Source organism: Pikeienuella sp., from assembly GCF_046290545.1.
Classification (GTDB): domain Bacteria; phylum Pseudomonadota; class Alphaproteobacteria; order Rhodobacterales; family Rhodobacteraceae; genus Pikeienuella.
This window is the reverse complement of the sequence record NZ_JBKAGV010000008.1, coordinates 182816-208386: the sequence shown is the minus strand read 5'-3', so window position 1 is coordinate 208386 and position 25571 is coordinate 182816. Positions and strand designations below refer to the sequence as shown.

The 25571-nt window shown below is 70.1% G+C and carries 19 protein-coding genes; 13 read left to right on the top strand and 6 right to left on the bottom strand.

Features of this window, described 5'->3' with window-relative positions; translation table 11 throughout:
* Nucleotides 1–580: 580 nt before the first annotated feature.
* Entirely contained in the window at nt 581–2503 is a 1923-nt protein-coding gene (locus ACE37J_RS07180; RefSeq protein WP_409709240.1) for an acyltransferase family protein, read from the bottom strand.
* A gap of 162 nt (nt 2504–2665) precedes the next feature.
* On the opposite strand from ACE37J_RS07180, the gene ACE37J_RS07175 reads away from it, so the two are divergent.
* A complete protein-coding gene (locus ACE37J_RS07175; RefSeq protein WP_409709237.1) occupies nt 2666–3475 on the top strand; it encodes a phytanoyl-CoA dioxygenase family protein in 810 nt (269 codons plus the stop codon).
* A gap of 83 nt (nt 3476–3558) precedes the next feature.
* On the opposite strand, the gene ACE37J_RS07170 is transcribed toward ACE37J_RS07175, so the two are convergent.
* Entirely contained in the window at nt 3559–4047 is a 489-nt protein-coding gene (locus ACE37J_RS07170) for a fasciclin domain-containing protein (protein WP_409709234.1), read from the bottom strand.
* A gap of 137 nt (nt 4048–4184) precedes the next feature.
* On the opposite strand from ACE37J_RS07170, the gene ACE37J_RS07165 reads away from it, so the two are divergent.
* The 6 genes from ACE37J_RS07165 to ACE37J_RS07140 all read left to right on the top strand — a co-directional run bounded on the left by ACE37J_RS07165 (nt 4185) and on the right by ACE37J_RS07140 (nt 13409).
* Nucleotides 4185–5048: a DUF6502 family protein gene (locus ACE37J_RS07165; RefSeq protein ID WP_409709231.1), complete on the top strand. Its 864-nt coding sequence runs from the start codon at nt 4185–4187 to the stop codon at nt 5046–5048.
* Nucleotides 5011–5964, top strand: a complete 954-nt coding sequence (locus ACE37J_RS07160) for a hypothetical protein (protein ID WP_409709228.1) — start codon at nt 5011–5013, stop codon at nt 5962–5964. Before ACE37J_RS07165 ends, ACE37J_RS07160 begins: the two co-directional genes overlap by 38 nt.
* 119 nt (nt 5965–6083) lie before the next feature.
* Nucleotides 6084–8177 carry a PQQ-dependent dehydrogenase, methanol/ethanol family gene (locus ACE37J_RS07155; RefSeq protein ID WP_409709225.1) on the top strand — a complete coding sequence of 698 codons (2094 nt, stop codon included), beginning with the start codon at nt 6084–6086 and terminating at the stop codon, nt 8175–8177.
* 86 nt (nt 8178–8263) lie between these two features.
* Nucleotides 8264–10300 (top strand): M3 family metallopeptidase, encoded by a 2037-nt coding sequence (locus tag ACE37J_RS07150; protein WP_409709222.1) that lies wholly within the window; start codon nt 8264–8266, stop codon nt 10298–10300.
* 116 nt (nt 10301–10416) lie between these two features.
* The gene (locus ACE37J_RS07145; protein WP_409709219.1) at nt 10417–11307 is read left to right on the top strand and encodes a calcium-binding protein; all 891 of its coding nucleotides are present in this window, start codon (nt 10417–10419) and stop codon (nt 11305–11307) included.
* Nucleotides 11308–11420: 113 nt separating this feature from the next.
* Nucleotides 11421–13409, top strand: a complete 1989-nt coding sequence (locus tag ACE37J_RS07140) for an FG-GAP-like repeat-containing protein (RefSeq protein WP_409709216.1) — start codon at nt 11421–11423, stop codon at nt 13407–13409.
* Nucleotides 13410–13419: 10 nt separating this feature from the next.
* Here ACE37J_RS07140 and ACE37J_RS07135 read toward each other — a convergent pair whose 3' ends face one another.
* The gene (locus tag ACE37J_RS07135; RefSeq protein WP_409709213.1) at nt 13420–14547 is read right to left on the bottom strand and encodes an aminotransferase class V-fold PLP-dependent enzyme; all 1128 of its coding nucleotides are present in this window, start codon (nt 14545–14547) and stop codon (nt 13420–13422) included.
* A 90-nt stretch (nt 14548–14637) separates the two neighbouring features.
* Nucleotides 14638–15453: an alpha/beta hydrolase family esterase gene (locus ACE37J_RS07130; protein WP_409709210.1), complete on the bottom strand. Its 816-nt coding sequence runs from the start codon at nt 15451–15453 to the stop codon at nt 14638–14640.
* A 47-nt stretch (nt 15454–15500) separates the two neighbouring features.
* On the opposite strand from ACE37J_RS07130, the gene ACE37J_RS07125 reads away from it, so the two are divergent.
* Both ACE37J_RS07125 and ACE37J_RS07120 read left to right on the top strand, forming a co-directional pair.
* Nucleotides 15501–16172 (top strand): DUF2161 family putative PD-(D/E)XK-type phosphodiesterase, encoded by a 672-nt coding sequence (locus ACE37J_RS07125; RefSeq protein ID WP_409709207.1) that lies wholly within the window; start codon nt 15501–15503, stop codon nt 16170–16172.
* 5 nt (nt 16173–16177) lie between these two features.
* Nucleotides 16178–17548, top strand: a complete 1371-nt coding sequence (locus tag ACE37J_RS07120) for a cytochrome P450 (RefSeq protein WP_409709204.1) — start codon at nt 16178–16180, stop codon at nt 17546–17548.
* Nucleotides 17549–17671: 123 nt separating this feature from the next.
* On the opposite strand, the gene ACE37J_RS07115 is transcribed toward ACE37J_RS07120, so the two are convergent.
* Nucleotides 17672–18322: a choice-of-anchor E domain-containing protein gene (locus ACE37J_RS07115; protein ID WP_409709201.1), complete on the bottom strand. Its 651-nt coding sequence runs from the start codon at nt 18320–18322 to the stop codon at nt 17672–17674.
* 289 nt (nt 18323–18611) lie between these two features.
* Here ACE37J_RS07115 and ACE37J_RS07110 point away from each other — a divergent pair, with 289 nt between their 5' ends.
* Entirely contained in the window at nt 18612–19841 is a 1230-nt protein-coding gene (locus ACE37J_RS07110; protein ID WP_409709198.1) for an MFS transporter, read from the top strand.
* Between the two features lie 14 nt (nt 19842–19855).
* On the opposite strand, the gene ACE37J_RS07105 is transcribed toward ACE37J_RS07110, so the two are convergent.
* Complete coding sequence (locus tag ACE37J_RS07105; RefSeq protein ID WP_409709195.1) at nt 19856–20332, bottom strand: outer membrane protein assembly factor BamE; 477 nt, start codon at nt 20330–20332, stop codon at nt 19856–19858.
* 131 nt (nt 20333–20463) lie between these two features.
* Here ACE37J_RS07105 and ACE37J_RS07100 point away from each other — a divergent pair, with 131 nt between their 5' ends.
* From ACE37J_RS07100 to ACE37J_RS07090, 3 genes are all read left to right on the top strand, one after another.
* On the top strand, nt 20464–21027 hold the full coding sequence (locus tag ACE37J_RS07100; protein ID WP_409709192.1) for a YceD family protein: 564 nt from the start codon (nt 20464–20466) through the stop codon (nt 21025–21027).
* Nucleotides 21024–21950, top strand: coding sequence for a 2-dehydropantoate 2-reductase (locus ACE37J_RS07095; RefSeq protein WP_409709189.1), 927 nt, complete (start codon nt 21024–21026; stop codon nt 21948–21950). The genes ACE37J_RS07100 and ACE37J_RS07095 overlap by 4 nt, the downstream gene beginning before the upstream one ends.
* 104 nt (nt 21951–22054) lie before the next feature.
* Complete coding sequence (locus ACE37J_RS07090; RefSeq protein ID WP_409709185.1) at nt 22055–25570, top strand: M10 family metallopeptidase C-terminal domain-containing protein; 3516 nt, start codon at nt 22055–22057, stop codon at nt 25568–25570.
* Nucleotide 25571: the final 1 nt, after the last annotated feature.

Below are 25571 nucleotides of genomic sequence, written 5' to 3'. Positions count from 1 at the left end.
ACGGGCGGCGTAGGGCCTCTCCCCACGCCTCCAAACCCGTCGCGGAACCCGGCGCAGCCTCTTACTCTGGCCGGGCGCGGCGCGGGACGTATGGTTGAGGCGTAAGATGAGGATCGACGCTCGGCGCTATCGGCTACGACATACCGAGCAGGCTGGCAGATCACGGTAGCCGAACGAACCAGCCTGCGTATTTCGCCGATCGTGGGCGGCGATTTCACGCGATCCCGGGCGATCGAAGACTTATGTTCGCTTCACGCTGCAGTGGACGCTACCCAAATCTTGACAAGGCCCACGGGGCCCAGATCACAGGTAACCGACTACGGCTTCATTACTTCGGAATGCAGGTCGGTCCGGTCATCCTATGGATCGACGCAGACCTACGCCAGAGCGCGAGACTGCGCGATCAAGACGTGAACATGAAGTGCAAATGGCATCGTGTAATGCATTGATTTAATTTCGATATCCGTCCAATCCATCATGGGCGCGACGGAGAAACGCGAAGGGGGGTGCATGGTTCGTCGGCTTCCGTGGCTCTTCGCCCTCCCTATACCCGCGATGGGGTCGGGAGGGAAACCGGAGGCTACCGGCCGTCCAGGAACGGGCGCAGAGCCGCCTCGGCGGCGAGGCGGCTGGCGGCGGGCATGAGGTGGCCGTAGTCGAAGGACGTGATGCCCTCCCGCCGGTCCTCCCCGATATAGGTCAGGCAGCCCGCCTCGTCGCAGAGCGCGGACATGAGGTCGAGAACGGCGAAGGCGTTCCCCTCCTCGCCCGCGGCGGCGACGAACTGCTCGCTGTAGTCGACATAGGCGAGGTCCACGCCGCGCCAGGTGCGGCGTTCGAGCCCGAGGTCTCTCGACGCCATGAGGAACGGCAGCGACGGGCGCCAGTGCGGAGGGGGGCCGGAGACGAGAACGGTCTTCACGCCGAGGCCTTTCAGATGCGCCGCGATCCCGTTCAGGGCCGCGACGTCCCACATCCCTATGCTCCCGATCAGCACGATCTCCGGCCGGACCGCCGCGATGGCGTCCAGCGCCGTCTTGTTGGAACGGGCGCAGATCTCCCTCATCGGGGATGAGAGGAGATGCGGACGGCAGCCCGAGGTCGCGACCTGGAGCATGTTCCAGCGCCCATCGGCGACGGCCTCGACGCCCGGATGGAGATGCTGCGCATGGCTGTCGCCCCAGATGAGGATCGTGGGCTTCGCGGGATCCTGCGGGACGGTGCAGGATTCCGGTATGCTTTCCTTCACGCCCTCGTAGTTCCCGACGTCATGGATGAAGAAATTGCACTCGTCCCGATAGTGCCGGAAGAGGTCCGCCCGGTGGAGGAATTCATGCGTCGGGACGCTGTTCTCGAAGTGATCGAGAAACGCCCGGTCGAGGTCGAACCGGCCGTGGAACCCTTGCCCGACATGCCCGGCCGCGCCGATCGCGACGAAGACCGCGCCGGCGGCGCCGCTCGCGACGAAGACCTGTTGGCGGGAGGGCAGCAGGGGGGTTGGGCGGCGGCGAAACGGCGTCTCCACGAAGAGCCATGTCGCCCACGCGAGAAGCAGCGCCGCCACGGCGAGCGCCCCCATCAGCGCATGGGAGGGCTCGGACACGCTCCTGATCCGCGCGAAGGCGAAGAGCGGCTGATGCCAGAGATAGGCGCTGTAGGAGATCAGGCCGATTCCGACCATCGGCTTGACGGAGAGGAGACGCGCGACAAGGGTCCGCTCCCCCGCAAAGAGGATGATCAGGGCCGAGCCGAGCACCGGCGCGATGGCGTAGATTCCGGGGAAGGGCGTCGTCTCGTCGAAGGCGAAGATGGCGTAGACGATGAGCCCGAGGCCGGCGAGGCTCAGGGCGTTGCTGGAAGGCTGGGCCCTGCCTTGCAGATAGAAGGCCGCGAGGGAGCCGGCGAGAAGCTCCCATGCGCGCGCGGGCGCGAGGTAGAAGATGGCGCTCGGGCTGTCCCGCCACCACCATTCGCAGATGACGAAGCTGAGCGCGGCGGCGGCGGCGACGGACCAGAACACCCGGTTCCGCCCGAAGCGCCACAGCAGGAACAGGAAGACGGGGAAGATCAGGTAGTACTGCTCCTCCACCGCAAGGCTCCAGGTGTGAAGGAGCGGCTTCAGCTCCGCATCCGCCGCGAAATAGCCGCTCTCCCGCTCGAAAAGGATGTTCGAGGCGAAGAAGACCACCGCGACAAGGCTCTGCGCGAAATCCTTCAGATCGGCCGGGAGCATCCACATCCAGGCGAAGGGCAGGCAGGCCAGCATCACCACGAAGAGCGCAGGAAGAATTCGCCGCGCGCGGCGTTCGTAGAAACGGGAGATGGAGAAGTCGCCACGCTCCAGATCTGCGATCAGGATGCTGGTTATCAAATAGCCGCTGATGACGAAGAAGACGTCTACGCCGACATAGCCGCCGCTGAACACGTCGAACCCGGCGTGAAAAAGAATGACCGGCAGGACCGCCACAGACCGGAGGCCATCGACTTCTCTTCTGTAATGCATCGCCACGGCCTGTCTGGAGCAGGGGCTTGGATAGCAACGGGGCGGACGGGCGCCAAGCCGAAACTGCCGGCGGCGCGGCGCGGAACGTCGCGGATTCGAAATTCCCGTTTCTCCGCCGCCCGATCGGGTCTATGCCGTACGCGTCAGCCTGGGGAGGAGCGGATGAGCGGGGCGGAGCTTGTGACGGAGGCCGATGTCGAGGCCTATGAGCGCGACGGCGCGGTGGTGATCCGCGGCCTCTTCCGCGACTGGGTGGATCAGATCCGCGCGGGGATCGAGCGGAACATGGCGGAGCCCGGCCCCTACGCCGCGGAGAACCTGAAGCCGGGCGAGGGCGGGCGGTTCTTCGACGATTATTGCAATTGGGAGCGCATCCCCGAGTTCCGCGCGGTGATCGAGGGCTCGGCGGCGGGCGCGGTCGCGGCGCGGCTGATGCGGTCGCAGACGGCGCAGGTCTTCCACGACCATGTGCTGGTGAAGGAGCCCGGCACTTCGAAGCCGACGCCCTGGCATCAGGACGGGCCCTATTACTTCGTCGACGGGCGGCAGACGATCAGCTTCTGGTCGCCGATGGACCCGGTGCGGGAGGCCTCGCTCCGCTGCGTCGCGGGCTCGCACCGCTGGGAGAAGCCGGTGCTGCCGACGAAATGGCTGACGGAGGAGAATTTCTTCCCCGACACCGGCGAATACATTCCCGTTCCCGACCCGGACAAGGAGCCGATGCGCTTCAAGGTCCTGGAATGGGAGATGGAGCCGGGGGATGCGGTGGCGTTCCACTACAAGACGCTCCACGGCGCCCGCGGGAACGACTCCCCCTCGCGCCGCCGCGCCTTCTCGCTCCGGCTGGTGGGGGACGATGCGCGCTATGTCGAGCGGCCGGGTCGCACATCGCCGCCCTATCCGGGCCACGGGATGCAGCCGGGCGAGCGGCTCAGGGAGGACTGGTTCCCGGTCATCTGGCGCGCCGCTTGAACGGAAGCGCCGGCGCCCGAGGGGGTGGGCGCCGGCGCCGGGCCGGCCCGAGAGGGGAGAGAGGCCGGCTTTCCGGTCGGGCCTCAGCTGGCGGGCAGCAGGACCTTGTCGATCACGTGGATGACGCCGTTCGAGGCGGCGACATCCGCCGTCGTCACGGTCGCGTCGTTGATCATCACGCCGCTGGTCGCGTTGATGGCGAGCGCGCCGCCCTGCACGGTGGTCGCGTCGAGCGTCTTGCCCGCGATGTCGGGCGACATCACGACGCCGGGGACGACGTGATAGGTCAGGATCGCGATGAGCTGGTCCTTGTTCTCGGGGAGAAGGAGGTTCTCGACCGTCCCCGCCGGCAGCGCGGCGAAGGCCTCGTCCGTCGGCGCGAAGACGGTGAACGGCCCGTCGCCCTTCAGCACGTCCACGAGGCCCGCGGCCTGAACGGCGGCGACGAGGGTGTTGAAGGAGCCGGCGCCCACGGCCGTGTCGACGATGTCCTTGTCCGCGGCGAAAGAGGCCTGCGGGGCGGCGAAGGCCGCGGCGAGGGAAAAGGCGGCGGCGGCGAAAAGGGTCTTCATGTCGTCCTCCGTATCGTGCGTGTGCATTATGCCCACGCTTGGAACGGTAAATGCGCCTCACGACGCCGCGATCAAGGCGAGAGGGGGCGGAATCCGGCTTTCCGTGTGCAATTCTCACACGTATGTTATCGCCTGACATGACCGGAGCCCTTCCCCCCGCGGAGGGCGCGCGGGCGGCGCTTCTGATCCGCGTCGCGCGCCTCCTCCTCCGCCCGCTCGCCCGCGCTCTCCTCGCCGAGGGGATGACGGCGCCCGCTTTCGAGCGGCTGGCCCGCGCCGCCTTCGTGGAGGCGGCGGAGGCGGAGATCGTGCGGGCGGGAAAGAAGCCCACCGTCAGCGCGATTTCGCTGATGACGGGCGTGCACCGGCGGGACGTGAACACGCTGCGCGACCCGGACAGGCACGCGGAGGATGCGCTGCGGGAGCGCGCGAACGTCCTCGCCACGGTGATCGCCCGCTGGCTCGCCTCGCCGGAATTCGCCGATGCGGAGGGCGGGCCCGCGCCGCTCCCCCCGCATGGCGAAGGCGCCAGCTTCGACGCGCTTTGCGCCTCCGTGAGCCGGGACGTGCGCCCGCGCGCGATCCGGGACGAGCTGGAGCGGCAGGGGCTGGTCGGGGCGGACGGGGAGGGGCGGCTCCGTCTGCTCGAAGGGGCGCTCCGCGGGCCGGCGGACCGGGAACAGGCGCTGATCTTCCTCGCCGAGAACGTGGGGGACCATATCGCCGCGGGGGCGGAGAACCTCGCCGCCGAGACGCCTCGCCATGTCGAGCGGGCGCTGTTCTACAACCGGCTCTCCCCCGCCTCGGCCGAGGAACTGGCCGACGCGGCGCGGCGGGAGGCGGAGCGCTCTCTCACGCGGCTCAACCGGCTGGCGCACCGGCTTCAGGGCCGGGACGCTTCGGAGCCTTCCAACCGTGCGCGGTTCCGCTTCGGTCTCTATCTGTATCGAGAGAATGACAAGCGTGAGGGAGACGCGCGTGAAGGAGGCGGGGATGATTGACCGGCGGCGCATGATGGCCGGCCTCGGCGCGGGGCTCCTCGCCGGGTGCGCGGGCGGCGAGGCCCCCGATTTCGCCGCCGCGCCGGAGGAGGAGCCGCGGGGCGGGATCGGGGGGACGGGGATCGTCGGCGTGCTCACCGGCTTCGGCTCGCTCCTCGTCAACGGCCTTGCGGTCGGCACGGGCGCGGAGACGGCGGCGGAGAACGCCTTCGGGCCGGTTCCGCTCTCCTCCCTCACGGTCGGGCAGGCGCTGACCATCGAGGCGGAGCGGCGCGGGGCCGTGCTCTTCGCCCGGCGCATCGTCGTCTCCGACCCGCTGGTCGGCGTGCTGGAGGCGGGCGAGCGCGGGCTCTTCGTCAACGGCGTTCCGGTGATCGGGGAGACCGCGCCGGGCCTTGCGGGGATGCGCGTCTCCGTCTCCGGCCTCTGGCGCGGCGGCGCGGTCGTCGCCTCGCGCATCGCGCCGGCGGCGCCGGGGCCGGACGTGATCGCGGGGGAGATCGGCTCCGGGGCGGGCGGCGGCGTCACCGTCGGCGGCGCGGCGGCCGCGCTCCTCATCCGCCTCGCGCCGCCGCCGGAGGGGACTTTCGTCACCGCGCTCGGGCGCTTCGAGGACGGGCGGCTCCTGATCCGCGCGCTCGATACGGGGCGGTTCACCGGGGCGGCCGGGCCGCTCGAACGCCTGTCGGTCGAAGGCTATCTGGAGCCCGCGCCCGCCGCGCCCGGCTTCGCCGTCTCCGGCCTCGGCCATTCCTTCGACCCGGCCGCGCGGCTCGCCGGCTTCACCGGGCGGACGCTGTTCGAAGGGGGTTATGACGGCGACTTCCGGGTGGAGACGGGCCTGCCGCTGCCCGAGGAGCCGGGGGCGCGCGCCGCGGCGCTGGCGCGGCCCGGCGGGCGCCTGGGCGCGCGCTGAACGGCGGCGCGCTCCGCCTGCCGGAAATGAGGAAATCCGTATTGACGGACGGGCTGCGCAACCGCAGGCTGAGCCCATAAAATGAGCGGCCGCTACGGCCGCCTGCCAGGGAGACGCCCATGTTCAGACTCGCCAGCCGGGCGGCGATCCTCGCCGTCCTGCCCGCAGCAGCCTTCGCGCAAACCGTCACGCCGGAGGCGATCCGCGCCGCGACGGGCGCCATCGACGGCGCGGCGATCATCGCCAACGCCGCCGAGACGCGGAACTGGCCCAGCTACGGCCTCGACTACGCCGAGACGCGGCATTCTAAGCTCGACGCGATCAATGCGGATAATGTCGGCGAGCTCGGCCTCGCCTGGGCCTACGACCTCGGCTCCCGCCGCGGCGTGGAGGCGACGCCGATCGTGGTGGACGGGGTGATGTTCGTCACCGCCTCCTGGTCCGTCGTCCACGCGCTCGACGCCGTGACGGGCGAGCGGCTCTGGGTCTACGATCCGGAAGTGCCGGGCGAATATGCCGACCGCGGCTGCTGCGACGTGGTGAACCGCGGCGTCGCGATCCATGAGGGGACGGTCTTCGTCGGCGCCTATGACGGCTGGCTCCACGCCATCGACGCGGCGACGGGCGAGCGGCTCTGGAAGGTCGACACGATCGAGAACCGGGAGATGTCATACACCATCACCGGCGCGCCGCGCGTGGTGAACGGGCGGGTGATCATCGGCAATGGCGGCGCGGAATACGGCGTGCGCGGCTATGTCTCCGCCTATGACGCGGAGAGCGGGGAGATGGCCTGGCGCTGGTGGTCCGTCCCCGGCGACCCGGCGAAGCCCTACGAGAACGCCTCGATGGAGGCGGCGGCGAAGACCTGGGACCCTGCGGGCGAATACTGGAAGGCGGGCGGCGGCGGCACGATCTGGGACGCGATGGCCTTCGACCCGGAACTGAACCTGCTCTATGTCGGCACCGGCAACGCCTCGCCGTGGAACCGGCACTACCGGAGCCCGGGCGGCGGCGACAATCTCTATGTCGCCTCCATCGTCGCGCTCGACCCGGACACCGGCGAGTATCGCTGGCACTACCAGAACACGCCGGGCGACCATTGGGATTACACCTCCACCCAGCACATCATCCTCGCCGATCTCGAGATCGGGGGCGAGGCGCGGAAGGTGCTGATGCAGGCGCCGAAGAACGGCTTCTTCTACGTCATCGACCGGACGAACGGGGCGTTCATCTCCGCCGAGCCCTTCGTCCATGTCACCTGGGCGACCGGCTATGACGAGAACGGCCGCCCGATCGAGAACCCGGCGGCGCGCGACCCGGAAGCGCCGTGGGAGACGATCCCCTCCGCCTATGGGGCGCATAACTGGCATCCGATGAGCTTCAACCCGGAAACCGGGCTCGTCTACATCCCGGCGCAGGGCATTCCGCTCGTGCAGCAGACGGACCCGGCCTGGGAGCTCAACAAGGAAAAGCCGATGTCCACCATGTCCGGCCAGGGGTGGAATCTCGGCTTCCTCTTCAACACCGTCGCGCCCGAGGCGCAGCCCTTCGGCCAGCTTCTGGCATGGGACCCGGTGAAGCAGGAGGCGCGCTGGAAGATCGACCATGTCTCGCCCTGGAACGGCGGCACGCTGACGACGGCGGGCGACCTCGTGTTCCAGGGCACGGCGGACGGGCGCTTCGCCGCCTATAGCGCCTCCACGGGCGAGGCGCTCTGGGAGACGCCGGTGGGCACCGGCGTGGTCGCCGCCCCGGCGACCTGGGAGAAGGACGGCGTGCAATACGTCACCATCGCCGCCGGCTGGGGCGGGGTCTATGGCCTGATGCAGAAGGCGACGGAGAATGTGGGGCCGGGCACCGTCTACACCTTCAGGATCGGCGGCGAGGCGACGATGCCCGCCTTCGTGAAGAACGAGCGGACGACGCTCGTCTCCGGCGTGCCCTATGACCCGGAGCATGTGGGCGAGGGGCTGGCGCTCTATGTCTCCAACTGCCTGTTCTGCCACGGCGTTCCCGGCGTGAACAATGGCGGGAACATCCCCAATCTCGGCTTCTCGACGGCGGAGACGCTGACCGGCGCGAAGGAGATCGTGCTCGGCGGCGCCATGGTCGACGGGGGCATGCCGAGCTTCGAGGGGCGTATGACGGAGGAGGAGCTGACCCGCGTCATCGCCTTCGTCCAGGGCACGGCGGACGCGGTGCGCCCGAAATGAGGCAAGGCGGCCGGCGCGCGAAATCCGTTTGCGCGCCGGCCGCTCTCGCATAGGCTGGCGCGGTTCTCCGACACAAGGCCCGCGCCATGCCCAACCCGCTCCTCCGCGACTGGACCACCCCCTTCGGCCTGCCGCCCTTCGACGAGATCGGGCCCGAGCATTTCCGCCCCGCCTTCGAGGCGGCGCTGGCGGAGGACCGGTCCGAGGTGGACGCCATCGCGAACGACCCGTTCCCGCCGACCTTCGCCAACACGATCGCCGCGCTCGAACTTTCGGGCAAGGCGCTCACGCAGGTCTCTTCCGTCTTCTGGAACCTCGCCGGGGTGAACGCGACGGACGAGATGCAGGCGATCGAGCGCTGGGCGGCGCCGACGCTGACGCGCCATCATGTCGAGACGGTGATGAACGCCCGGCTCTTCCGCCGGATCGACGAACTGATGGCCCGGCGCGCCGATCTCGGGCTCGACCCGGAATCGGACCGGGTGCTGGAGCTGACCTACACGAGTTTCGTGCGGGCCGGCGCGCAGCTCCGGGGCGAGGACAGGGCGCGCATGTCGGAGATCGCCTCCCGCCTCTCCGAACTCGGCGCCGCTTTCAGCCAGAACGTGCTGAAGGACGAGAACGACTGGCACATGAAGCTCGAAGGGGAGGCGGCGCTGGCGGGCCTGCCGGAAAGCTTCCTCGCCGCCGCCGCCTCCGCCGCGAAGGCGCGGGGGATCGAGGGGCATGTCGTCACCCTCTCCCGCTCGCTCATCACGCCGTTCCTGCAATTCTCGCAGAACCGCGCGCTCCGCGAGGAGGCCTGGCGGGCCTGGACGGGGCGGGGCGAGATGCGGGCGGAGACGGACAACCGCGCCATCGCGGCGGAGATCGTCGCGCTCCGGGCGGAGCGGGCGCGGCTCCTCGGCTTCCCCAACTTCGCGGCCTTCAAGCTTGACGACCAGATGGCGAAGTCGCCCGACCGGGTGCGCGCGCTCCTCATGTCCGTCTGGGAGCCGGCGAAGCGGCGCGCGGAGGCGGAGCGCGCGGGCCTCGCCCGGCTCGCCGCCGCGGAGGGCGCGAATATCGAGATCGAGGCCTGGGACTGGCGCTATTACGCGGAGAAGCAGCGCAAGGCGGAGCATGACCTCGACGAGGACGCGCTGAAGCCCTACCTGCCGCTCGACGCGATGATCCGCGCCGCTTTCGACGTCGCCCGCCGGCTCTTCGGCCTCGGCTTCACCGAACGGAAATCCGCGCCCCGCCCGCACCCCGACGCCCGCGTCTGGGAGGTGACGCGGGGGGGCGAGCATCTCGCCGTCTTCATCGGGGATTACTTCGCGCGCCCCGCCAAGCGCTCCGGCGCCTGGATGAGCGCGTGGCGGGGGCAGCGCAATCTCGGCGGGCGGGTAAGGCCCGTCATCTCCAACGTGATGAACTTCGCGAAGGCGGAGGGGGAGACGCTGCTGACCTTCGAGGACGCGAGGACGCTCTTCCACGAATTCGGCCATGCGCTGCACGGGATGCTTTCCGACGTCACCTATCCCTCCATCGCCGGAACCTCGGTGGCGCGGGATTTCGTGGAATTGCCGAGCCAGCTCTACGAGCACTGGCTGACGGAGCCCGAGATCCTCACCCGCTTCGCGCGGCATGTGAAGACGGGCGCGCCGATGCCGAAGGCGATGATCGACAAGGTGCTGAAGGCGCGGAATTTCGGGCAGGGCTTCGCCTCCGTCGAATATGTCGCCTCCGCGCTCGTCGATCTCGAAATGCACCTCCTGCCCGACGGCAAGGGCTTCGACGTCGCGGCCTTCGAGGCGGAGGCGCTGGCGCGGATCGGGATGCCGAAATCCATCGTCATGCGGCACCGGACGCCGCATTTCTCCCACGTTTTCGCGGGGGACGGATATTCGGCGGGCTATTACAGCTACATGTGGTCCGAAGTGATGGACTCGGACGCCTTCGCCGCCTTCGAGGAGGCGGGCGACCCGTTCGACGCGGAGACGGCGAAGCGGCTCGAAACCGCGATCTATTCCGCCGGCGGCCGGCAGGACCCGGAAGAGGCCTGGCGCGCCTTCCGCGGCCGGGCCCCGCAGGCCGACGCCCTGTTGCGCCGGAGGGGGCTGCTGGAGGCGGTCGGTTAAGCCTGGCTTGACTGAGCCACGGCGCGGCGCGGGCAAGTTTTTTCGGCTTGCCGGCGTCGCATTCGCGTCATACGCCTCCGCTACATGTTGTGGCCAATCATGGGGCGGAGCAAGCTATGGCGGTTGTACGGGTCAATTCGGAAACGATTCTCGACGATGACTTCATTCAGGACGGGAACACCCAGAGCTCGGCGAACAGGATCACGCTGAGGCAGGGGAACCGCACCGAAGAGTATTTCGGCGAGTTCCGCCTCTCCGGCGACAACATCGACGGCACGGTGAGCGGATTCCGGGTGCTGATCGACGGCGAGGTCGAACTCGACGTAACGAATGTGAACCGGGACGCGCGCCGGTTCGAGCAACTTCTCGTTGACGGTGTGGGCGAGGCTTTCTCGGCCTTCATCCTCTCCGGGAACGACCGGATCATCCTTTCGCAGGGCGACGACGATATCGGCGGCTTCGCCGGGGACGACAACATGCGCGGACGCCGGGGCGACGACAGCCTCGACGGCGACGCGGGGAACGACACGCTGATCGGCAATGCCGGCGCCGACCGGCTCCGCGGACAGGCGGGGGACGATCTCGCCCGCGGCGGCGGCGGCGACGACCTCGTCATCGGCGGCGGCGGAGACGACCGGCTCCTCGGCAATGGCGGCGCCGACAAGATCCGCGGCGGCGGCGGGAACGACACGCTGACCGGCGGCGGGGGCGACGATCTCCTCAAGGGCGGCGGCGGCGACGATCGGCTGATCGCCGGGGCGGGGAATGACACGGTGATCGGCGGGCGGGGCGCGGACGTGTTCGTCTTTGGCCCGAATGACGGCGAGAACATCGTTCGACGCTATGAGGACGGAACCGACCGGATCGAGATTTCCGGAGTCGGCGGCTTCGGCGGCCTGACCATCGAGCAGGACGGCGCGGACGTGACCATCGCCTTCCGCAACACGCTCATCCGCGTCGAGAACGCGGAGGAGGGCGATTTCAGCGCGGCGGACTTCCTCTTCTGAGCGCAGCGCGCCCGCTCGCTCCGCCAGCCTGCCGGCGGCGCCCCGCTCCTGCACGGAGTTGCGCCCGCGGACGGCGGGCGTAATGCTCCCGCAGTCGATCTGTGGGGCGAGACATGCTGAACCGACCGGGCTCCGTCACCTGGGGCGAGCCGATCTTCATGGGCGCCCCGTTCGGGCGGCCACATGGAAACGACCTGCTGCTGTGGGAGCGGTCCGTCGCCGTCGAGGCCGGCGGCCGAACGGTCATTCTCGTCTCCACCACGCCGACCGGCTCCAACCAGAGGCCCGAAGCGCCGAGCCCGCTTGTCGCCCTTGCGCTCCAGGGCGGGCGGCTGCGGGATGTGACCGACGAGGTTCTCCCCTCCGGTATCGGCGCGAGCCTGCTGCGCGGCTTCCAGATCGGCGACTTCAACGGCGACGGGCGACCGGACGTGTTTCTCGACAATCATGGCTCCGAAGCGTCCTTCCCGTTTCCCGGCGAGCGGAACGGGCTGCTCCTGTCCGATGGCCGCGGCGGCTTCACGGACGGCTCCGGCGCATTGCCGGATTTCACCGATTTCAGCCACGGCTCCGTCGTCGCCGATTTCAACGGGGACGGGCGGGACGACATCTTCGTCTCCAATCTGAACGATGACGAGAGCATCCCGCCCTATCTCCTGTTCGGGGACGGGCGCGGCGGCTTTTCCGCCCCCGTCTTCTTCGAGAGCCGGGGCGGCTTCACGCCCGGGCCGGGGATCGACCCGGCCTTCGACGGCGGGCGCAGCGGCTATTTCCCCGCGCTGATCGACTGGAACGACGACGGCGACCTCGACATCTACTTCGGCCCGATCTTCGGCTTCGACACCGGGCGGCCGGTGTTCGAAGGCTTCGGCTACGCCGAAAACGACGGCGCGGGAAACTTCACGCTCGAAATCGCCAACCAGCTTTCCCCGCCCATTCCGCTTGCGCGGCTCACCAGCGGGGAATTCGCGGGCGAGCACACGCGCTGGGGCGATTTCGACAATGACGGCGACCTCGATCTCGTCATCTACTGGGATACCGGCGGAAACGGCTTCCTCATCCAGCTCCTCGAGAACCGGGGGGCGGAGGGCTATGTCGACGTGTCGAACCGGATCGAAGGGCAGGAGGCCGGGATCGGCCTGCCGCGCATCGCCGGCACGCCGGATTTCCAGCTCGTCGATTTCGACGCGGACGGGGACCTCGACATCGTCGTGAGCCGCGCCCGGCCCGATTTCTCGGGCCAGAGAACGCTCTGGTTCGAGAACGAGGGCGGGCGCTTCACCCGGATCGACGAGGCGGAGTTCCCGGGCAGGCAGGCCTTCATCTTCGCGGACCTGAACGGGGACGGGATCCCCGATTTCGTGAATCTCGTGGAGGTTCAGGATCTGCCGAACACCCCGCGCTTCGACCTTGGCGGGCATCTCGCCTTCGCCAGCCTCGGCGTGATCGACCGGGCGGTGAACCGCGACGGCTTCGTGACGGACGACGCGATGGCCGGGGGCGAGTTCGCGGACGTTCTGCGCGGCAGGGCGGGGAACGACACGCTGCGCGGCAATGGCGAGGACGACCGCCTCATCGGCGGCGGCGGCGATGACGAGGCCTTCGGCGGGGCGGGCGACGACCGGCTGATCGGCAATGGCGGCGCCGACCGGATGCGCGGGCAGGGAGGCGACGATTTCGCCCGCGGCGGGGGCGGCGACGATCTCGTCATCGGCAATGGCGGCGATGACAGGCTCTTCGGCAATGGCGGAAACGACAAGCTGCGCGGCGGCGGCGGGAACGACACGCTGAGCGGCGGCGGGGGCGACGATCTCCTCACCGGCGGCGGCGGGAACGACCGGCTGATCGCCGGGGCGGGGAACGACACGCTGATCGGCGGGCGGGGCGCGGACGCCTTCGTCTTCGGCGCGAATGACGACGAGAACCTCGTTCGCCGCTACGAGGACGGAACCGACCGGATCGAGATTTCCGGCGCCGGCGGCTTCGGCGGCCTGACCATCGCGCAGGACGGCGCGGACGTGACCATCGCCTTCCGCAACACGCTTATCCGCGTCGAGAACGCGCTGGAGGGCGATTTCAGCGCGGCGGATTTCCTCTTCTGAGCGCGGCGCCTCAGAGCGCGGCGTCGAGCGCCGCTTCGAGCCGGGCCACCGCGCCGTCCACGTCCCGGAGCTTGTCGAGGCCGAAAAGGCCCATCCGGAAGCTCGAATAATCCGGCCCCTCGTCCACCTGGAGCGGCACGCCGGCGGCGACCTGCACGCCGGCGCGGACGAATTTCGCGCCCGACTTGATCTCCGGGTCCGCCGTATAGGCGACGACGACGCCGGGCGCGGCGAAGCCGTCCGCCGCGACGGAGCGGAGGCCGCGGGCGGCGAAAGCCTCCCGCGCCCGGCGGCCGAGCTCCTCCTGCGCGGCCTTCAGCCGATCGAACCCCTCCGCCTCCGCCTCCTTCATCGCGTCGCGGAAGCCGCGGAGCGCGTCCGTCGGCATCGTCGCGTGATAGGCGTGGCCGCCGGCCTCGTAGGCCTCCATGATCTTCGTCCAGGTCTTGAGATCGACGGCGAAGGAGGAGCTTTTCCGCCCTTCCATGACCTCCCGCGCGCGGGCGGACATCATCACGAGCCCGGCGGAGGGGGAGGCGCTCCAGCCCTTCTGCGGGGCGGAGATCAGCACGTCGACGCCGAGCGCCTTCATGTCCACCCAGAGGCAGCCGGAGGCGATGCAGTCCAGAATGAAGAGCCCGCCCGCCTCATGCGCGGCGGCGGCGACCTCGGCGATGTAGTCGTCCGGCAGGATCATGCCGGCGGAAGTCTCGACATGGGGGGCGAAGACGGCGGCGGGGCGCGTCTCCCTGATCTTGGCGACGACCTCCTCCACCGGCGCGGGGGCGAAGGGCGCGTCGGGCGCGTTGCCGGTACGGCGGGCCTTCATCACGTCATGGCTTTCGGGGATCGCGCCGGCCTCGAAGATCTGGGTCCATCGGTAGGAGAACCAGCCGTTGCGGATCACGAGCGCCCGCTCGCCCCCCGCGAACATGCGCGCGACCGCCTCCATGGCGTAGGTGCCGCCGCCGGGGACGAGCGCGACATGGTCGGCGGCGTAGACGCCCTTCAGCGTCTCCGAAATGTCCCGCATCACCTGCTGGAAGGCCTTGCTCATGTGGTTGAGCGAGCGGTCGGTGAAGACGACCGAGTATTCGAGCAGGCCGTCAGGGTCCACATCGGGCAGCAGCGCGTTCATTCCCGTCTCCTCCGCTTTCTTGCGGCGAAGTCTAAGCGCTCCGCCCCGCGGCGGCGAGAGGAAACTCCCGTCGCCGATCGGCGGCGCCGGTCATTCCTTCGCGAGCCAGCGCGCCGCCGCCTCGGCCCAGCCGGGGGGCAGGCCGTGGCCGCCGTCATGTTCGAGAGAGAGGAGATCGCCGCCCGCCGCGCAGCCGGTCCAGGCCCGGCTCCGCCATGCGCCGGGCTCGGCGGAGGTCGCCTCCGGCCAGTCGCGGCAGCGATTGGCGCGGCGGAATTCCGCCAGCGTCTCCGCCACGCTCCCCTGCCGCCAGTCGCGGATCGCGCGGCCTTCGAGCGGGACCTGTGCATCGGTGAAGCCGTGGAGATGGAAGGCGCGGGGCGCCATCGCGGGGCAGGGGGAGGGGTTCGGCTGGCGGAGCGCGCCGGCGACGGAGATCACGGCGGAAAACCGCGCGCCCTCATGGCAGCTCATCATCCAGGCCATCGAGCCGCCGGCGGAGAAGCCGCCGATCACGGGCTTGCCCGCGAGCGGAACGCGCCGCGCCGCATCCTCGATCACGGCGAGAAGAAACGCCCGGTCATCCCGCCAGCCCGGATCGGTCACGCCCGCCCAGCGCCGCGGCGCGCCCTCCTCCCGCCGGGCGCCGCGCGGGGCGACGAGGAGCCAGCCCCGCTCGACAAAGGCCGACCGGAGCGAGGCCATGCCGACGGTCGCGCCCATGTCGGAATTGTGCCCGTGGAGGAAGACGAGGGCGGGGAGGGGCGAAGCGCCGTCCCATCCTTCGGGCAGGACGAGCGCGTATTCGCCGCCGCCCGCCTCGCAGGGCGCCTCGACGGGGCAGGGCGCATCCGCCGCGGCGGCGGGGGCGAGGAGCGCGAGCGCCGCCATGATCCATCGCCGCATCGCCAGCCCCCTTTCCCGCCGGGGCCGCGCGCCCCTATACCGGCAAGATGACCGCAAAACCGCCGGAGACCAGCCTTTACGCCCCGGTGAAGGCGTTTCTCGCTTCACAAGGCTTTGAAGCGAAGGGCGAGGTCGGCCCTTGCGACCTCTTGGCGGTTCGCGAGGGGGAGGAGCCGCTGGCGGTGGAGCTGAAGCGCGGCTTCACGCTCGCGCTCGTCATGCAGGGCGTGGCGCGGCAGCTTGCCTTCGAGCGGGTGGCGCTCGCCGTTCCGGCTTCGGCGCTGGCGGGGCGGCGGCGGCGGCGGCACGCGCTGGCGCTCTGCCGGCGGCTCGGGCTCGGGCTTATGCTTGTGGACGCCGCCGGCAACGTGGAGGCCGCGCTCGACCCCGGCGCGCCGCCGCCGCGGCGGAACGCGCGGGCGCGGGGCGCGATCCTGCGGGAATTCGGGCGGCGGGAGGGGGACCCGAATGCGGGCGGCACGGGCGGGCTGCGGCTGATGACCGCCTACCGGCAGGAGGCGCTCCGCCTCGCGGCGCATCTCGCGGAGGCGGGGGAGGCGCGGCCGGCGGCGGCGGGCCGGGCGGCGGCGGCGCCCCGCGCGGGCGCGATCCTGCGCGACAATCACTACGGCTGGTTCCGCCGCGTCTCCCGCGGGGTCTACGCGCTGACGGAGGCGGGCGAGGCGGCCATTGCCGGGGGGCGCGGGGGCCTTATCTGAAGGGCATGGACGGAGCCCCCGCAAGACCCCGCATCGAACCCCCGAAGGTCGCCGTCGCGACCGCGCCGCTCTCGATCATGGAGACGGTGCGGAAGGCGCGGCGCAACGTGCTGGAGATCGTGCCGGCGCTGGCCTTCCGCCAGCCGATGCTCACCGGCGTCACCGTGGCGCGATGGCACATGGTGATGGACCCGGATTCGCTGGAGCGAATCCTGAAGGACCGGGTGGAGGAATATCCGAAATCGCCGGTGACGAAGCGGCTGCTCCGCCCCGCGATCGGGGAGAGCCTCTTCATCGCGGAAGGGGCGCACTGGCGCTGGCAGCGGCGGGCGGCGGCGCCCGTCTTCGCGCATCGCCATCTTGTCGCGCTCTCCCCGTTCATGACGGCGGCTGCGGAGCGGAGCGCGGCGCGGATCGGGGAGGAGATGGCGGCGAAGGGCGGGGTGGAGGCCTACGCCCAGATGATCGCCGCGACCTTCGACGTGATCTGCGACGTGGCGCTTTCGGGGAAGGACACGCTGGACCGCCCCGCCGTCTCCCGCGCCATCGACGAATACATGGAGACGGTCGGCAAGGTCTCCCTCCTCGACGTGCTGGCCGTGCCGACCTGGGTGCCGCGGCCCGCCACGCTCTTCCGCCGCCGCTCCTCCGACCTTCGCCCGCTGATGGATCGGGTGATCGCCGCAAGGCGCAACGAGCCGCAGCGGGAGGACCTGCTCGACCTCATGCGCTTCGCCGAGGACCCGGAAAGCGGGCGGAAGATGACGCCGGAGGAGCTGAGGGACAACATGCTCGCCTTCATCGTGGCGGGGCACGAGACGACGGCGCTGGCGCTCGCCTGGGCGCTCTGGCTCCTCGCCATCGACCCGGCGACGCAGGAGCGGGCGCGGGAGAAGGCGCGGGCGGCGATAGGGTCGGGCCCGGCGGAGGCCGCGCATCTGCCGGCGCTCGGCTATGTCGGGCAGGTGCTGGAGGAGGCGATGCGGCTCTATCCGCCCGCCGCCTTCCTCGCCCGGATCGCGAAGAAGGAAGACCGTCTCTGCGGCCGCCCGATCATGGCGGGGGACATCCTGATGCTGCCGATCTATGCGCTGCACCGGCACCGGATGCTCTGGGAGGATGCAGACGCGTTCGACCCGGAGCGGTTCGCTCCGGCGACCGCGAGAGGGCGGCATCGCTATCAGTATCTTCCCTTCGGCGCGGGGCCGCGGATCTGCATCGGCATGGGCTTCGCCCTGATGGAGGCGAAACTCATCCTCGCCACGCTGCTTGCGCGGTGGCGGTTCACTCCCGGCGGGCCTCCGCCGGAACCTGCGATGACCTTGACCCTACGCCCTTCTGGCGGGGTCAGGCTCCGGGCGGAGCCCATTGTCTGAACGGCCCTTGGCCACGCCCGGAAAACACAACGCTGCGGGGCAAGGACGCTACGCGCCCCGCAAACCACGATACTCTACCGGGCCAGTATCAACGCGGCCCGGGCCGTGAAGGTTAACTCCCGTTCAGGAGAGACGCCGCGCACGCCTGCGGCCGACAAACAGGAACAGGCCCGCGGCCGCCGCAAGAAGCGGAGCAGTGGCCGGGAGCGGGATCGCCACGGCGTCGAACTCGTATTCGATCTGGAACATGAGTCCGGCGTCGGTGGCCTGGCTGATGATGATGTCGCCGCCGAAGCCCGAGCCGCCGAAGCTCGTGGTCGTCATGAAGTCGAGATCGACCGTGCCGCCGCCGATGAACGCCGCCGACGGGGCCGGGCTGCCGGAGATGGAGTTCATGCCCGTCACCGGGAACAGAGCGCTCTCTCCGACGCCGAGCGTGACCAGCCCGGTCGATCCGACGACCGAGAAGTCCGGCATGCCGGGGAGGGACAGGGCGGAAGACGAGACGTTGAAGTCCACCGTCGTGGTCGCCGCGCCCGTAATCACGTTCGTACCGCTGTTCGTGACGCCGAGGATGCTGGCGATCGCGCCGGTGATTGTGAACGTGACGCCGGTGAGCGTGCCGAGGGACGGATCGAACTGAGGCACGGAAAGCGTGCCGCTGATCTCTACGTCCTGAAGGGCGAGCGCGTCGGAAAACGACACCGTCGCCGCCTGGGCAGGGCTTGCAAGCAACGCCCCCGCCGCGAAAGCGGACAAGACAAGGTTACGCATTTTACGTCCTCTCTGTGGATCTACAGTCACGCCCCACTGGAGGATTCACACACCGGGAAAAACACGCCCCGGATGTCGCGGTGATATGCTGCGGTGCGGCAGAATCGCAAGTGAAGAAATGGTTAATGTTCCGCCATGTGAGAAACCTCACATCATAGCCGCAAATCCGTAACCAAATGCTTAACGATTCATCACATGCGGCATTGGCTTGGGCAGGTCTGGCGCCGCGCGGCCCGACGTGCATATTCGCCCCGGGCGCGCCCGCCGCGTCGAACCGGACACGCTGCGCATGACCATCGCCGAATCAGCCTCCCTCGCGCCCGATGACGGGCGAGCCCGCCGCAACGTCGTGATTCTCGCCCTCGCGAGCGCGATTCTCGGGGCGCAGATGCCGGTGCATTTCGTGCTTGGCGGGCTTTCCGGGCAGATCCTGGCGGAGAACAAGGCGCTGGCGACGCTGCCGATTTCCGCCACCGTGTTCTGCTCGATGTTCGCGGCGCCGGCGGTGGCGCTGCTGATGGGCCGCTATGGCCGGCGCGCCGGCTTCTTCGTCGGGGTCGCCGGGGGCGCGGCGGGCGCGGCGCTGAATGCGCTGGCGTTGCTTCTCGGCAGTTTCCCCCTCCTTCTCGCCGGCTCCGCGCTGATCGGGATCTACATGGCCGCGCAGGGCCAGTACCGGTTCGCGGCGGCGGACACGGCCTCGCCCGCCTTCCGGCCGAAGGCGATCAGCTATGTGATGGCCGGCGGGCTCGCCGCCGCGATCATCGGGCCGCAGATGATCGTGCCGCTGGCGCGGGAGGCGCTGGCGCCGGTGCCCTTCGCAGGCGCCTATGTGGCGACCGCGCTTCTCAACCTTCTCGCCGCGCCGCTCCTCCTCTTCCTCGACATTCCGCGCCCGCCGCGGCGGGCGAAGGGCGCGCCCTCGGGCCGGCCGATGCGGGAGATCCTGGCCGAGCCGCGGGTGCGCGCCGCGATGATCTGCGCGATGGTCTCCTATGCGCTGATGAATCTGGTGATGACGGCGACGCCGCTCGCCGTCGTCGGCTGCGGCTTCTCGCCGGACATGGCGGGGAGCATCGTTTCCGCCCATGTGCTGGCGATGTTCGCGCCCTCCTTCTTCACCGGGCATCTCATCGCCCGCTTCGGGGCGGAGCGGATCGTGCTGGCGGGGCTCGCGCTCCTCGGGCTCACCGCCGTCGTCGCCATGTCGGGGACGGGGACGCTCGAATTCTTCGTCGCGCTCGTCCTTCTCGGGATCGGCTGGAATTTCGGCTTCATCGGCGCGACGGACATGCTGACGGCGGGGCAGCGGCCGGAGGAGCGGGCGAAGGTCCAGGGGCTCAACGATTTCCTCGTCTTCGGGCTCGTCACCATCGCCTCCCTCTCCTCCGGCGCGCTCCTGAACGGGTTCGAGAGCGTGGAGGCGGGGTGGGACGCGGTGAACATCGCCGTCGCGCCGTTCCTGACGCTGGCGGTCGTGACGCTGATCTGGCTGAAATTCAGGCGCCGCGGCGCCTGATCGTTACCCCGATCTCAGGGCGCGCCCGGCGATCCCGGCGTCCGCCCGTCGAAGACGGAGCCGGCGTCGAAGCGGCCGAGATTGCCGAAGATCTGCTGCAGCACCGTCAGCTCGCGCCCGTAGGTCGGCGTGCGGCGGGTCACGAGGTCGATGATCTTCCCGTCCTCGATCCCGTAGCTGGCGACGTCGGTCACGAGCCCGTCGCCGTCGAACCGGACGGAGACGACCTTACGGTCCACCACTTCCGGCGCGTAGAAGGCGAAGGTCTCGACCCGCGACGCCTCGTAATACCAGGCGTCGGAATCGAAGCTGGAGACGGTGGAGGGGCGCCCGAGCTTCCGCATCACGGAGCCGCGCGTGTCTTCCCCCGCCCGGATCGTGTCGAGATCGGCCAGCTGCGGGGCGAAGCCGTGATTGGTCACCACCGGCTCGCAGGCCGCAAGGCCGAGCGCTGCGAAGGCGAGGAGTGAGACTGTTCCGATCCGCCGCATCGCGCCCCGGCCCTTTCGCGTTTCCGACCTTGTTTCGGATAGCCTGCGCATGATCTAAGTTCAAGGCGGCCGTGGCCGGCGCCGCCCGGCGCGATGCGGGCCCGCCCAGGAATTCGCCGGAAGAGGCGCCGATGACCGACCTTTCCCCCGCCTTCAGCCGCCTTCTCACGCCGCAGCGCCTCGCAGGGCTCGACGGCAGGTCGATTTCGGAAACCGCGACGGAGGCGGAGCGCCGCGCCGTGGCCGAGGCGTTCGGGCTCCTCGGGCTCGGCGCGCTCCGGATCGAGGCGCGCATCGCGCGGGAGGGGCGCGAGGGCTGGCGCGTGGAGGGGCGGGTCGTGGCCGAAGCCGTGCAGGAATGCGTCGTCTCGCTGGAGCCGGTCGCCGCGCCGGTCGACGAGCCCTTCCTCCGCCGCTACGACCCCGCGGCGACGGAGGAGACGGCGGAGGCGGTCGTCGACCCGGAGGCGGAGGACCCGCCGGAGCCGCTCGGCCACGGGATCGATCTCGGCCTCGTGGCGATGGAGACGCTGGCGCTCGCGCTCGATCCCTATCCGCGGGCGCCCGGCGCGGCCTTCGAGCCCGTCCTCGCCGCGCCCGAGGGCGTCGAGCCGATGACGGACGAGGCCGCGAAGCCCTTCGCCGGGCTCGCGGCGCTGAAATCCCGGCTCGGCGGCGAAGGGGGCGGGGCATGAAGATCGCGGTGATGGGCGCCGGCGCGCTCGGAGGCTATTTCGGCGGGCGGCTGGCGGCGGCGGGGGCGGATGTCTCCTTCATCGCCCGCGGCGCGCATCTCGCGGCGCTGAAGGCGGAGGGATTGCGCGTCGAATCCCCGCTCGGCGACCTGCATCTGCCGCAAGTGAAGGCGACGGAGGACCCGGCGGAGATCGGCCCGGTGGACCTCGTGCTTTTCCTCGTGAAGCTGCCGGACACGCGGGCGGCGGCGCGGGCGCTCGCGCCGCTCCTCGGGCCGGAGACGGGCGTGCTCTCGCTCCAGAACGGGGTCGAGGCCTGGGGCTGGATCGGGGAGGAGATCGGGGCCGGACGGGTGATGGGCGGGACGGCGCAGATCCCGGCGGATATTCGCGCGCCGGGCGTCATCCGCCATTCCGGCCCCTTCGCCCGCGTCGCCTTCGGCGAGTTCGGCGGGGCGGAGACGGGCCGCGCCCGCGCGCTCCTCGCCGCATTCGAGGCGGCGGGGGTGGAGGTTTCGCTCGCCCCCGACATCGAGGTGAAGATCTGGGAGAAGTTCGTCATGCTCTCCGCCTTCAGCGCGCTGACGGCGCTGACGCGGCTGCCGATCGGCCCGGTCCGCGAAAACCCGGAGACGCGCGGCCTCCTCGCCCGCGCGATTGCGGAGACCCATGCGGTCGGCCGCGCGGAGCGGCCGGCGCTGGCGGCGGACTATGCGGACCGGGCGATGGGCTTCGTGGACGCGGCGCCGGCCGGGATGCGCTCCTCCATGCTGGACGATCTCCTGCGCGGGCGGCCGCTCGAACTCGCCTATCTCTCGGGCGCGGTCGCGCGGCTCGGCGCGGAACGCGGGATCGAGACGCCGGTGCACGACTTCGTGGCGAAGGCGCTTTCGCCCTTCGCGTCCGGGGCGCCGAAGGCCTGATCGCGGCGGCGGCGCCCCTCGATTCCGGTCGATGTGCATTTCCGGACTGACGCGAGCGGCCAATAATGTTAACCCCGGCCCCATGATACATGCAGGAAACTCCCGTGCCGGGTGATCGCACCCCGCTTTGGGCCCGCCCCACGACCTCGCAGGACAGGGTTCCGGTTGAAGAGGCGGCCCGCGACGACAGCGCCGCAGCGCTGGAGTTCCGCCGGGCGGAGGACCCGGCGCCCGCCCTCGCCGCCAGCAGCCGCAAGACCGGGACGGGGGCTGACGACATGTTCGTCGGCGACGCCCTCCGCGACACGCTGATCGGCCGTGCGGGCGAGGACACGCTGAAGGGCCGCGGCGGGGACGACGTGGTCCGCGGCGGCGCCGCCGGAGACAGGCTCGTCGGCGGCGGCGGAGACGACCGCGTGGTCGGCGGCGGCGGCGACGATCTCGTGAAGGGCGGCGGCGGCGGCGACATGCTGAAGGGCGGCGGCGGGAACGACCGGCTGGTCGGCGGCGCAGGCTCCGACACGCTGACCGGCGGGAAGGGCGACGACACCCTGATCGGCGGCGCCAAGGATGATGTTTTCGTCTTCGCCGACGCCCATCTCCGCGACGGCGTGAAGACGATCCTCGGCTTCCGGTCGGGCGTGGACAGGATCGATATCAGCGGCGTTTCGGGCGTCGGCCGGTTCGACGACATCGAGGGAACGCGCGCGGGCGGCTTCACGGAGCTCTCCCTCGGCGGCGCGACCATCCGGATCGGGGGCGACGCGCCCGAGGCGGCGGACTTCATCGTCGACGATCCGGAAGAATTCGCGCGGGCGGGAAGCGCTTCGCCCGCCCTGTCCGCGCCGGTCCGCAGGGTCGGGACGCGGGAGAACGATTCCTTTGAAGGAACCGCGGATCGCGATGTCCTCATCGGCCGGGGCGGGGCGGACAAGCTGAAGGGCCGCGGCGGGGAAGACGTTCTCCGCGGCGGCGGCGGCGACGACACGCTGGTCGGCGGCGGCGGGGGCGACCGCGTGATCGGCGGCGGCGGCGACGACGTGATGAGGGGCGGCGGCGGCGGCGACCTCCTGAAGGGCGGCGGCGGAGACGACCGGCTCATCGGCGGCCCCGGCAGCGACACGCTCGTCGGCGGCAAGGGCGACGATACGCTCATCGGCGGCGGCAGGGACGACATCTTCGTCTTCAACGACGCGGCGCTGAGCGACGGGGTGAAGACGATCCTCCGCTTCCGCTCCGGCATGGACAAGATCGACCTGAGCGGCGTCTCCGGCGTTTCGCGGTTCGAGGATATCGAGATCGGCCGCTCCGGCGGAATGACCGAACTGAGGATCGGCGACGGGGTGATCCTCGTCACCGGCAACACGCCCTCCGCGGGCGACTTCATCATCCGCGGAGGCGGAACGGGCGGCGGTGGGGCGACCGCCGATCCCTTCACCGGGGGGCCGGGCGCGGACGCGATCTCGAGCGGGCCGGGGAATGACCTGATCCGCGGCCTCGCCGGGAACGACACGCTCGGCGCCGGCGCGGGGATCGACACGCTGGAGGGCGGGACCGGCGCGGATGTCTTCGTCGTCCGGACCATCGGCGGCCAGCTCGACGGGAGCGTCGATATCGTGCGGGACTTCAGATACGGCGAGGGCGACAAGGTGAGCCTTGTCGAGGCGCTCTCCGGCGTCCCGTTCGACCGGCTGGACGAGGTGGCGAACGCGCGGATCGCGGGGGCCGACACGATCATTTCCGTGAAGCGCGGCGCGGCGTTTCAGGACGTGATGCGGCTCGAAGGGGTGAACTTCACCACCGAGCAGCTGATCAGCTACGGCTTCAAGGCCCCGCCGGGCAATGGCGCGTTCGTCGACAATCCCTACGGCTTCGAGAACAACAGCTTCGCAACCTCGGACCCGGCGGCGACGCGGGACGGCGCGCATGTCGTCTGGGTCGACCGGCTCAACCTCGACGGCGACCCGAACGACCGCACGCCGACGCGCAACGACGAAAACGGATCGACGCGCGACGTCTTCATCATGAACACGGAGACAGGCGCGATCCAGCGGGTCAGCCAGCGGCTAAATCAGGATATCGAGGCCACGAGCCCCGCCCTTTCCGCCGACGGGCGGATGGTCGCCTATGTTCAGGGCATTCCGGGCGCTGGCAACAACGGCGAAATCTTCGTACGCGACATGGCGTTCCCGGATTCGCAGCCGGTTCTGGTCTCCGTCGACGACAACGGGAACTCGGACGCCCCCGGGACGCCGATCAGCACGGTGAACCGCGGCGGGCTCAACGGCTCGATCTCGAACGAGAGCGTCTCGCTGGTCGATATCTCGGGGGACGGGCGGAAGATCGTCTTCGTCACGAGGACGGACCTTTCCGGCCCGACCGCGACCGATACGAACGGCCAGCTCGACGTCTATCTCCGCGATCTCGACACGGAGCGGACGACCCTCATCAGCGGCCTCGGCGGCTTCGCGCAGGGCGTCGCCCAGCCCTATCCGCAAGGCTTCAACGAGGGCCAGGGCGACATCGTGAAGATCTCGGAGGACGGCCGCTACGTCGCCTTCGCGAGCTTCGCCAGCTTCGTCGGCGCCGGCGATACGGACGGGCTGGCCGACATCTACCTCTTCGACACGGTCGCGCGGCGCTTCCTCCTTGTCTCCTCGCCCGAGGCTGGCGGGACGACGAGCTTCGACATGAGCGCGGACGGCTCCCGCATCGTCTTCGCCACGGAGGAGGCGGCGGAGCCGGACGATACGAACGGGTTGAGCGACATTTACGTCGCCGATATCGACCTCGCCGCCTTCACGGTCACCTCGCGCTCCCGCGTGAGCGAGGCGGAGGGCGGCTTCCAGCTTCGGGACGACGACAGCTTCGCGCCAATCATCTCGCCGGACGGGAGCCGCGTCGCCTTCCTCTCCAACGCGCGGGACCTGACGAATTTCGACCCCTTGACGCCGTTCAACACGGGCGGCGGCGTGGGGGGGGATTCGTTCGAGCGGCTTTACGTCGTCGATCTCGCCACCGGCGAGATCAGCGTGCCCGACGCGCCGCGCGCTCGCGCGAACGCTGACAGCCTGATCCCCCACGCCGTGCTGACGGATGACGGCTTCATCTTCCGCCAGTCGGTGGACGCCGCTCCAGGCACGAACCGGAACGAAACGGACGCGATCGCCATCGCCGGGCTCGTCCCGCCCCCGTCGGCGGACCTGCCGGGCAGCGCCGCCGAGGCCGGAAGCATCGCGCGGGTGGAGCGCTTCACCGCCGTCCGCAGCGAGATCGACTCGCCGGGGGACGTGGACGTGTTCCGCTATTCCGATGGCGGGGGCTCCACGCAGATCTCGATCTCGGTCGAGGGTGTGGACACCGGGGCGGGGTCGCTGGCGGATCCGTTCCTCGTCGTCCGGAACAACGGGGCGGTGCTGCCTATCGAGAACGACATCGACAATCCCGGTTTCAACGACGCGATCGACGACAATGACGGCATTGGCCGCAACGCCTTCGTCCGCGTCGATCCGCAGGCCTTCGCGACGCTCTTCATCGAGGTCAGCAGCGCCGACGGCGGGACCGGAAGCTACCGGCTGACGATCAACCAGGACCCGGTTCCCTTCGAGGATATTTTCTGAG

What these genes read in the sequence shown, in the direction of transcription:
- ACE37J_RS07180 (WP_409709240.1), bottom strand. Translation starts at nt 2,503, where the DNA reads ATGCATTACAGAAGAGAAGTCGATGGCCTCCGGTCTGTGGCGGTCCTG.
- ACE37J_RS07175 (WP_409709237.1), top strand. Translation starts at nt 2,666, where the DNA reads ATGAGCGGGGCGGAGCTTGTGACGGAGGCCGATGTCGAGGCCTATGAG.
- ACE37J_RS07170 (WP_409709234.1), bottom strand. Translation starts at nt 4,047, where the DNA reads ATGAAGACCCTTTTCGCCGCCGCCGCCTTTTCCCTCGCCGCGGCCTTC.
- ACE37J_RS07165 (WP_409709231.1), top strand. Translation starts at nt 4,185, where the DNA reads ATGACCGGAGCCCTTCCCCCCGCGGAGGGCGCGCGGGCGGCGCTTCTG.
- ACE37J_RS07155 (WP_409709225.1), top strand. Translation starts at nt 6,084, where the DNA reads ATGTTCAGACTCGCCAGCCGGGCGGCGATCCTCGCCGTCCTGCCCGCA.
- ACE37J_RS07150 (WP_409709222.1), top strand. Translation starts at nt 8,264, where the DNA reads ATGCCCAACCCGCTCCTCCGCGACTGGACCACCCCCTTCGGCCTGCCG.
- ACE37J_RS07145 (WP_409709219.1), top strand. Translation starts at nt 10,417, where the DNA reads ATGGCGGTTGTACGGGTCAATTCGGAAACGATTCTCGACGATGACTTC.
- ACE37J_RS07140 (WP_409709216.1), top strand. Translation starts at nt 11,421, where the DNA reads ATGCTGAACCGACCGGGCTCCGTCACCTGGGGCGAGCCGATCTTCATG.
- ACE37J_RS07135 (WP_409709213.1), bottom strand. Translation starts at nt 14,547, where the DNA reads ATGAACGCGCTGCTGCCCGATGTGGACCCTGACGGCCTGCTCGAATAC.
- ACE37J_RS07130 (WP_409709210.1), bottom strand. Translation starts at nt 15,453, where the DNA reads ATGCGGCGATGGATCATGGCGGCGCTCGCGCTCCTCGCCCCCGCCGCC.
- ACE37J_RS07125 (WP_409709207.1), top strand. Translation starts at nt 15,501, where the DNA reads ATGACCGCAAAACCGCCGGAGACCAGCCTTTACGCCCCGGTGAAGGCG.
- ACE37J_RS07120 (WP_409709204.1), top strand. Translation starts at nt 16,178, where the DNA reads ATGGACGGAGCCCCCGCAAGACCCCGCATCGAACCCCCGAAGGTCGCC.
- ACE37J_RS07115 (WP_409709201.1), bottom strand. Translation starts at nt 18,322, where the DNA reads ATGCGTAACCTTGTCTTGTCCGCTTTCGCGGCGGGGGCGTTGCTTGCA.
- ACE37J_RS07110 (WP_409709198.1), top strand. Translation starts at nt 18,612, where the DNA reads ATGACCATCGCCGAATCAGCCTCCCTCGCGCCCGATGACGGGCGAGCC.
- ACE37J_RS07105 (WP_409709195.1), bottom strand. Translation starts at nt 20,332, where the DNA reads ATGCGGCGGATCGGAACAGTCTCACTCCTCGCCTTCGCAGCGCTCGGC.
- ACE37J_RS07100 (WP_409709192.1), top strand. Translation starts at nt 20,464, where the DNA reads ATGACCGACCTTTCCCCCGCCTTCAGCCGCCTTCTCACGCCGCAGCGC.
- ACE37J_RS07095 (WP_409709189.1), top strand. Translation starts at nt 21,024, where the DNA reads ATGAAGATCGCGGTGATGGGCGCCGGCGCGCTCGGAGGCTATTTCGGC.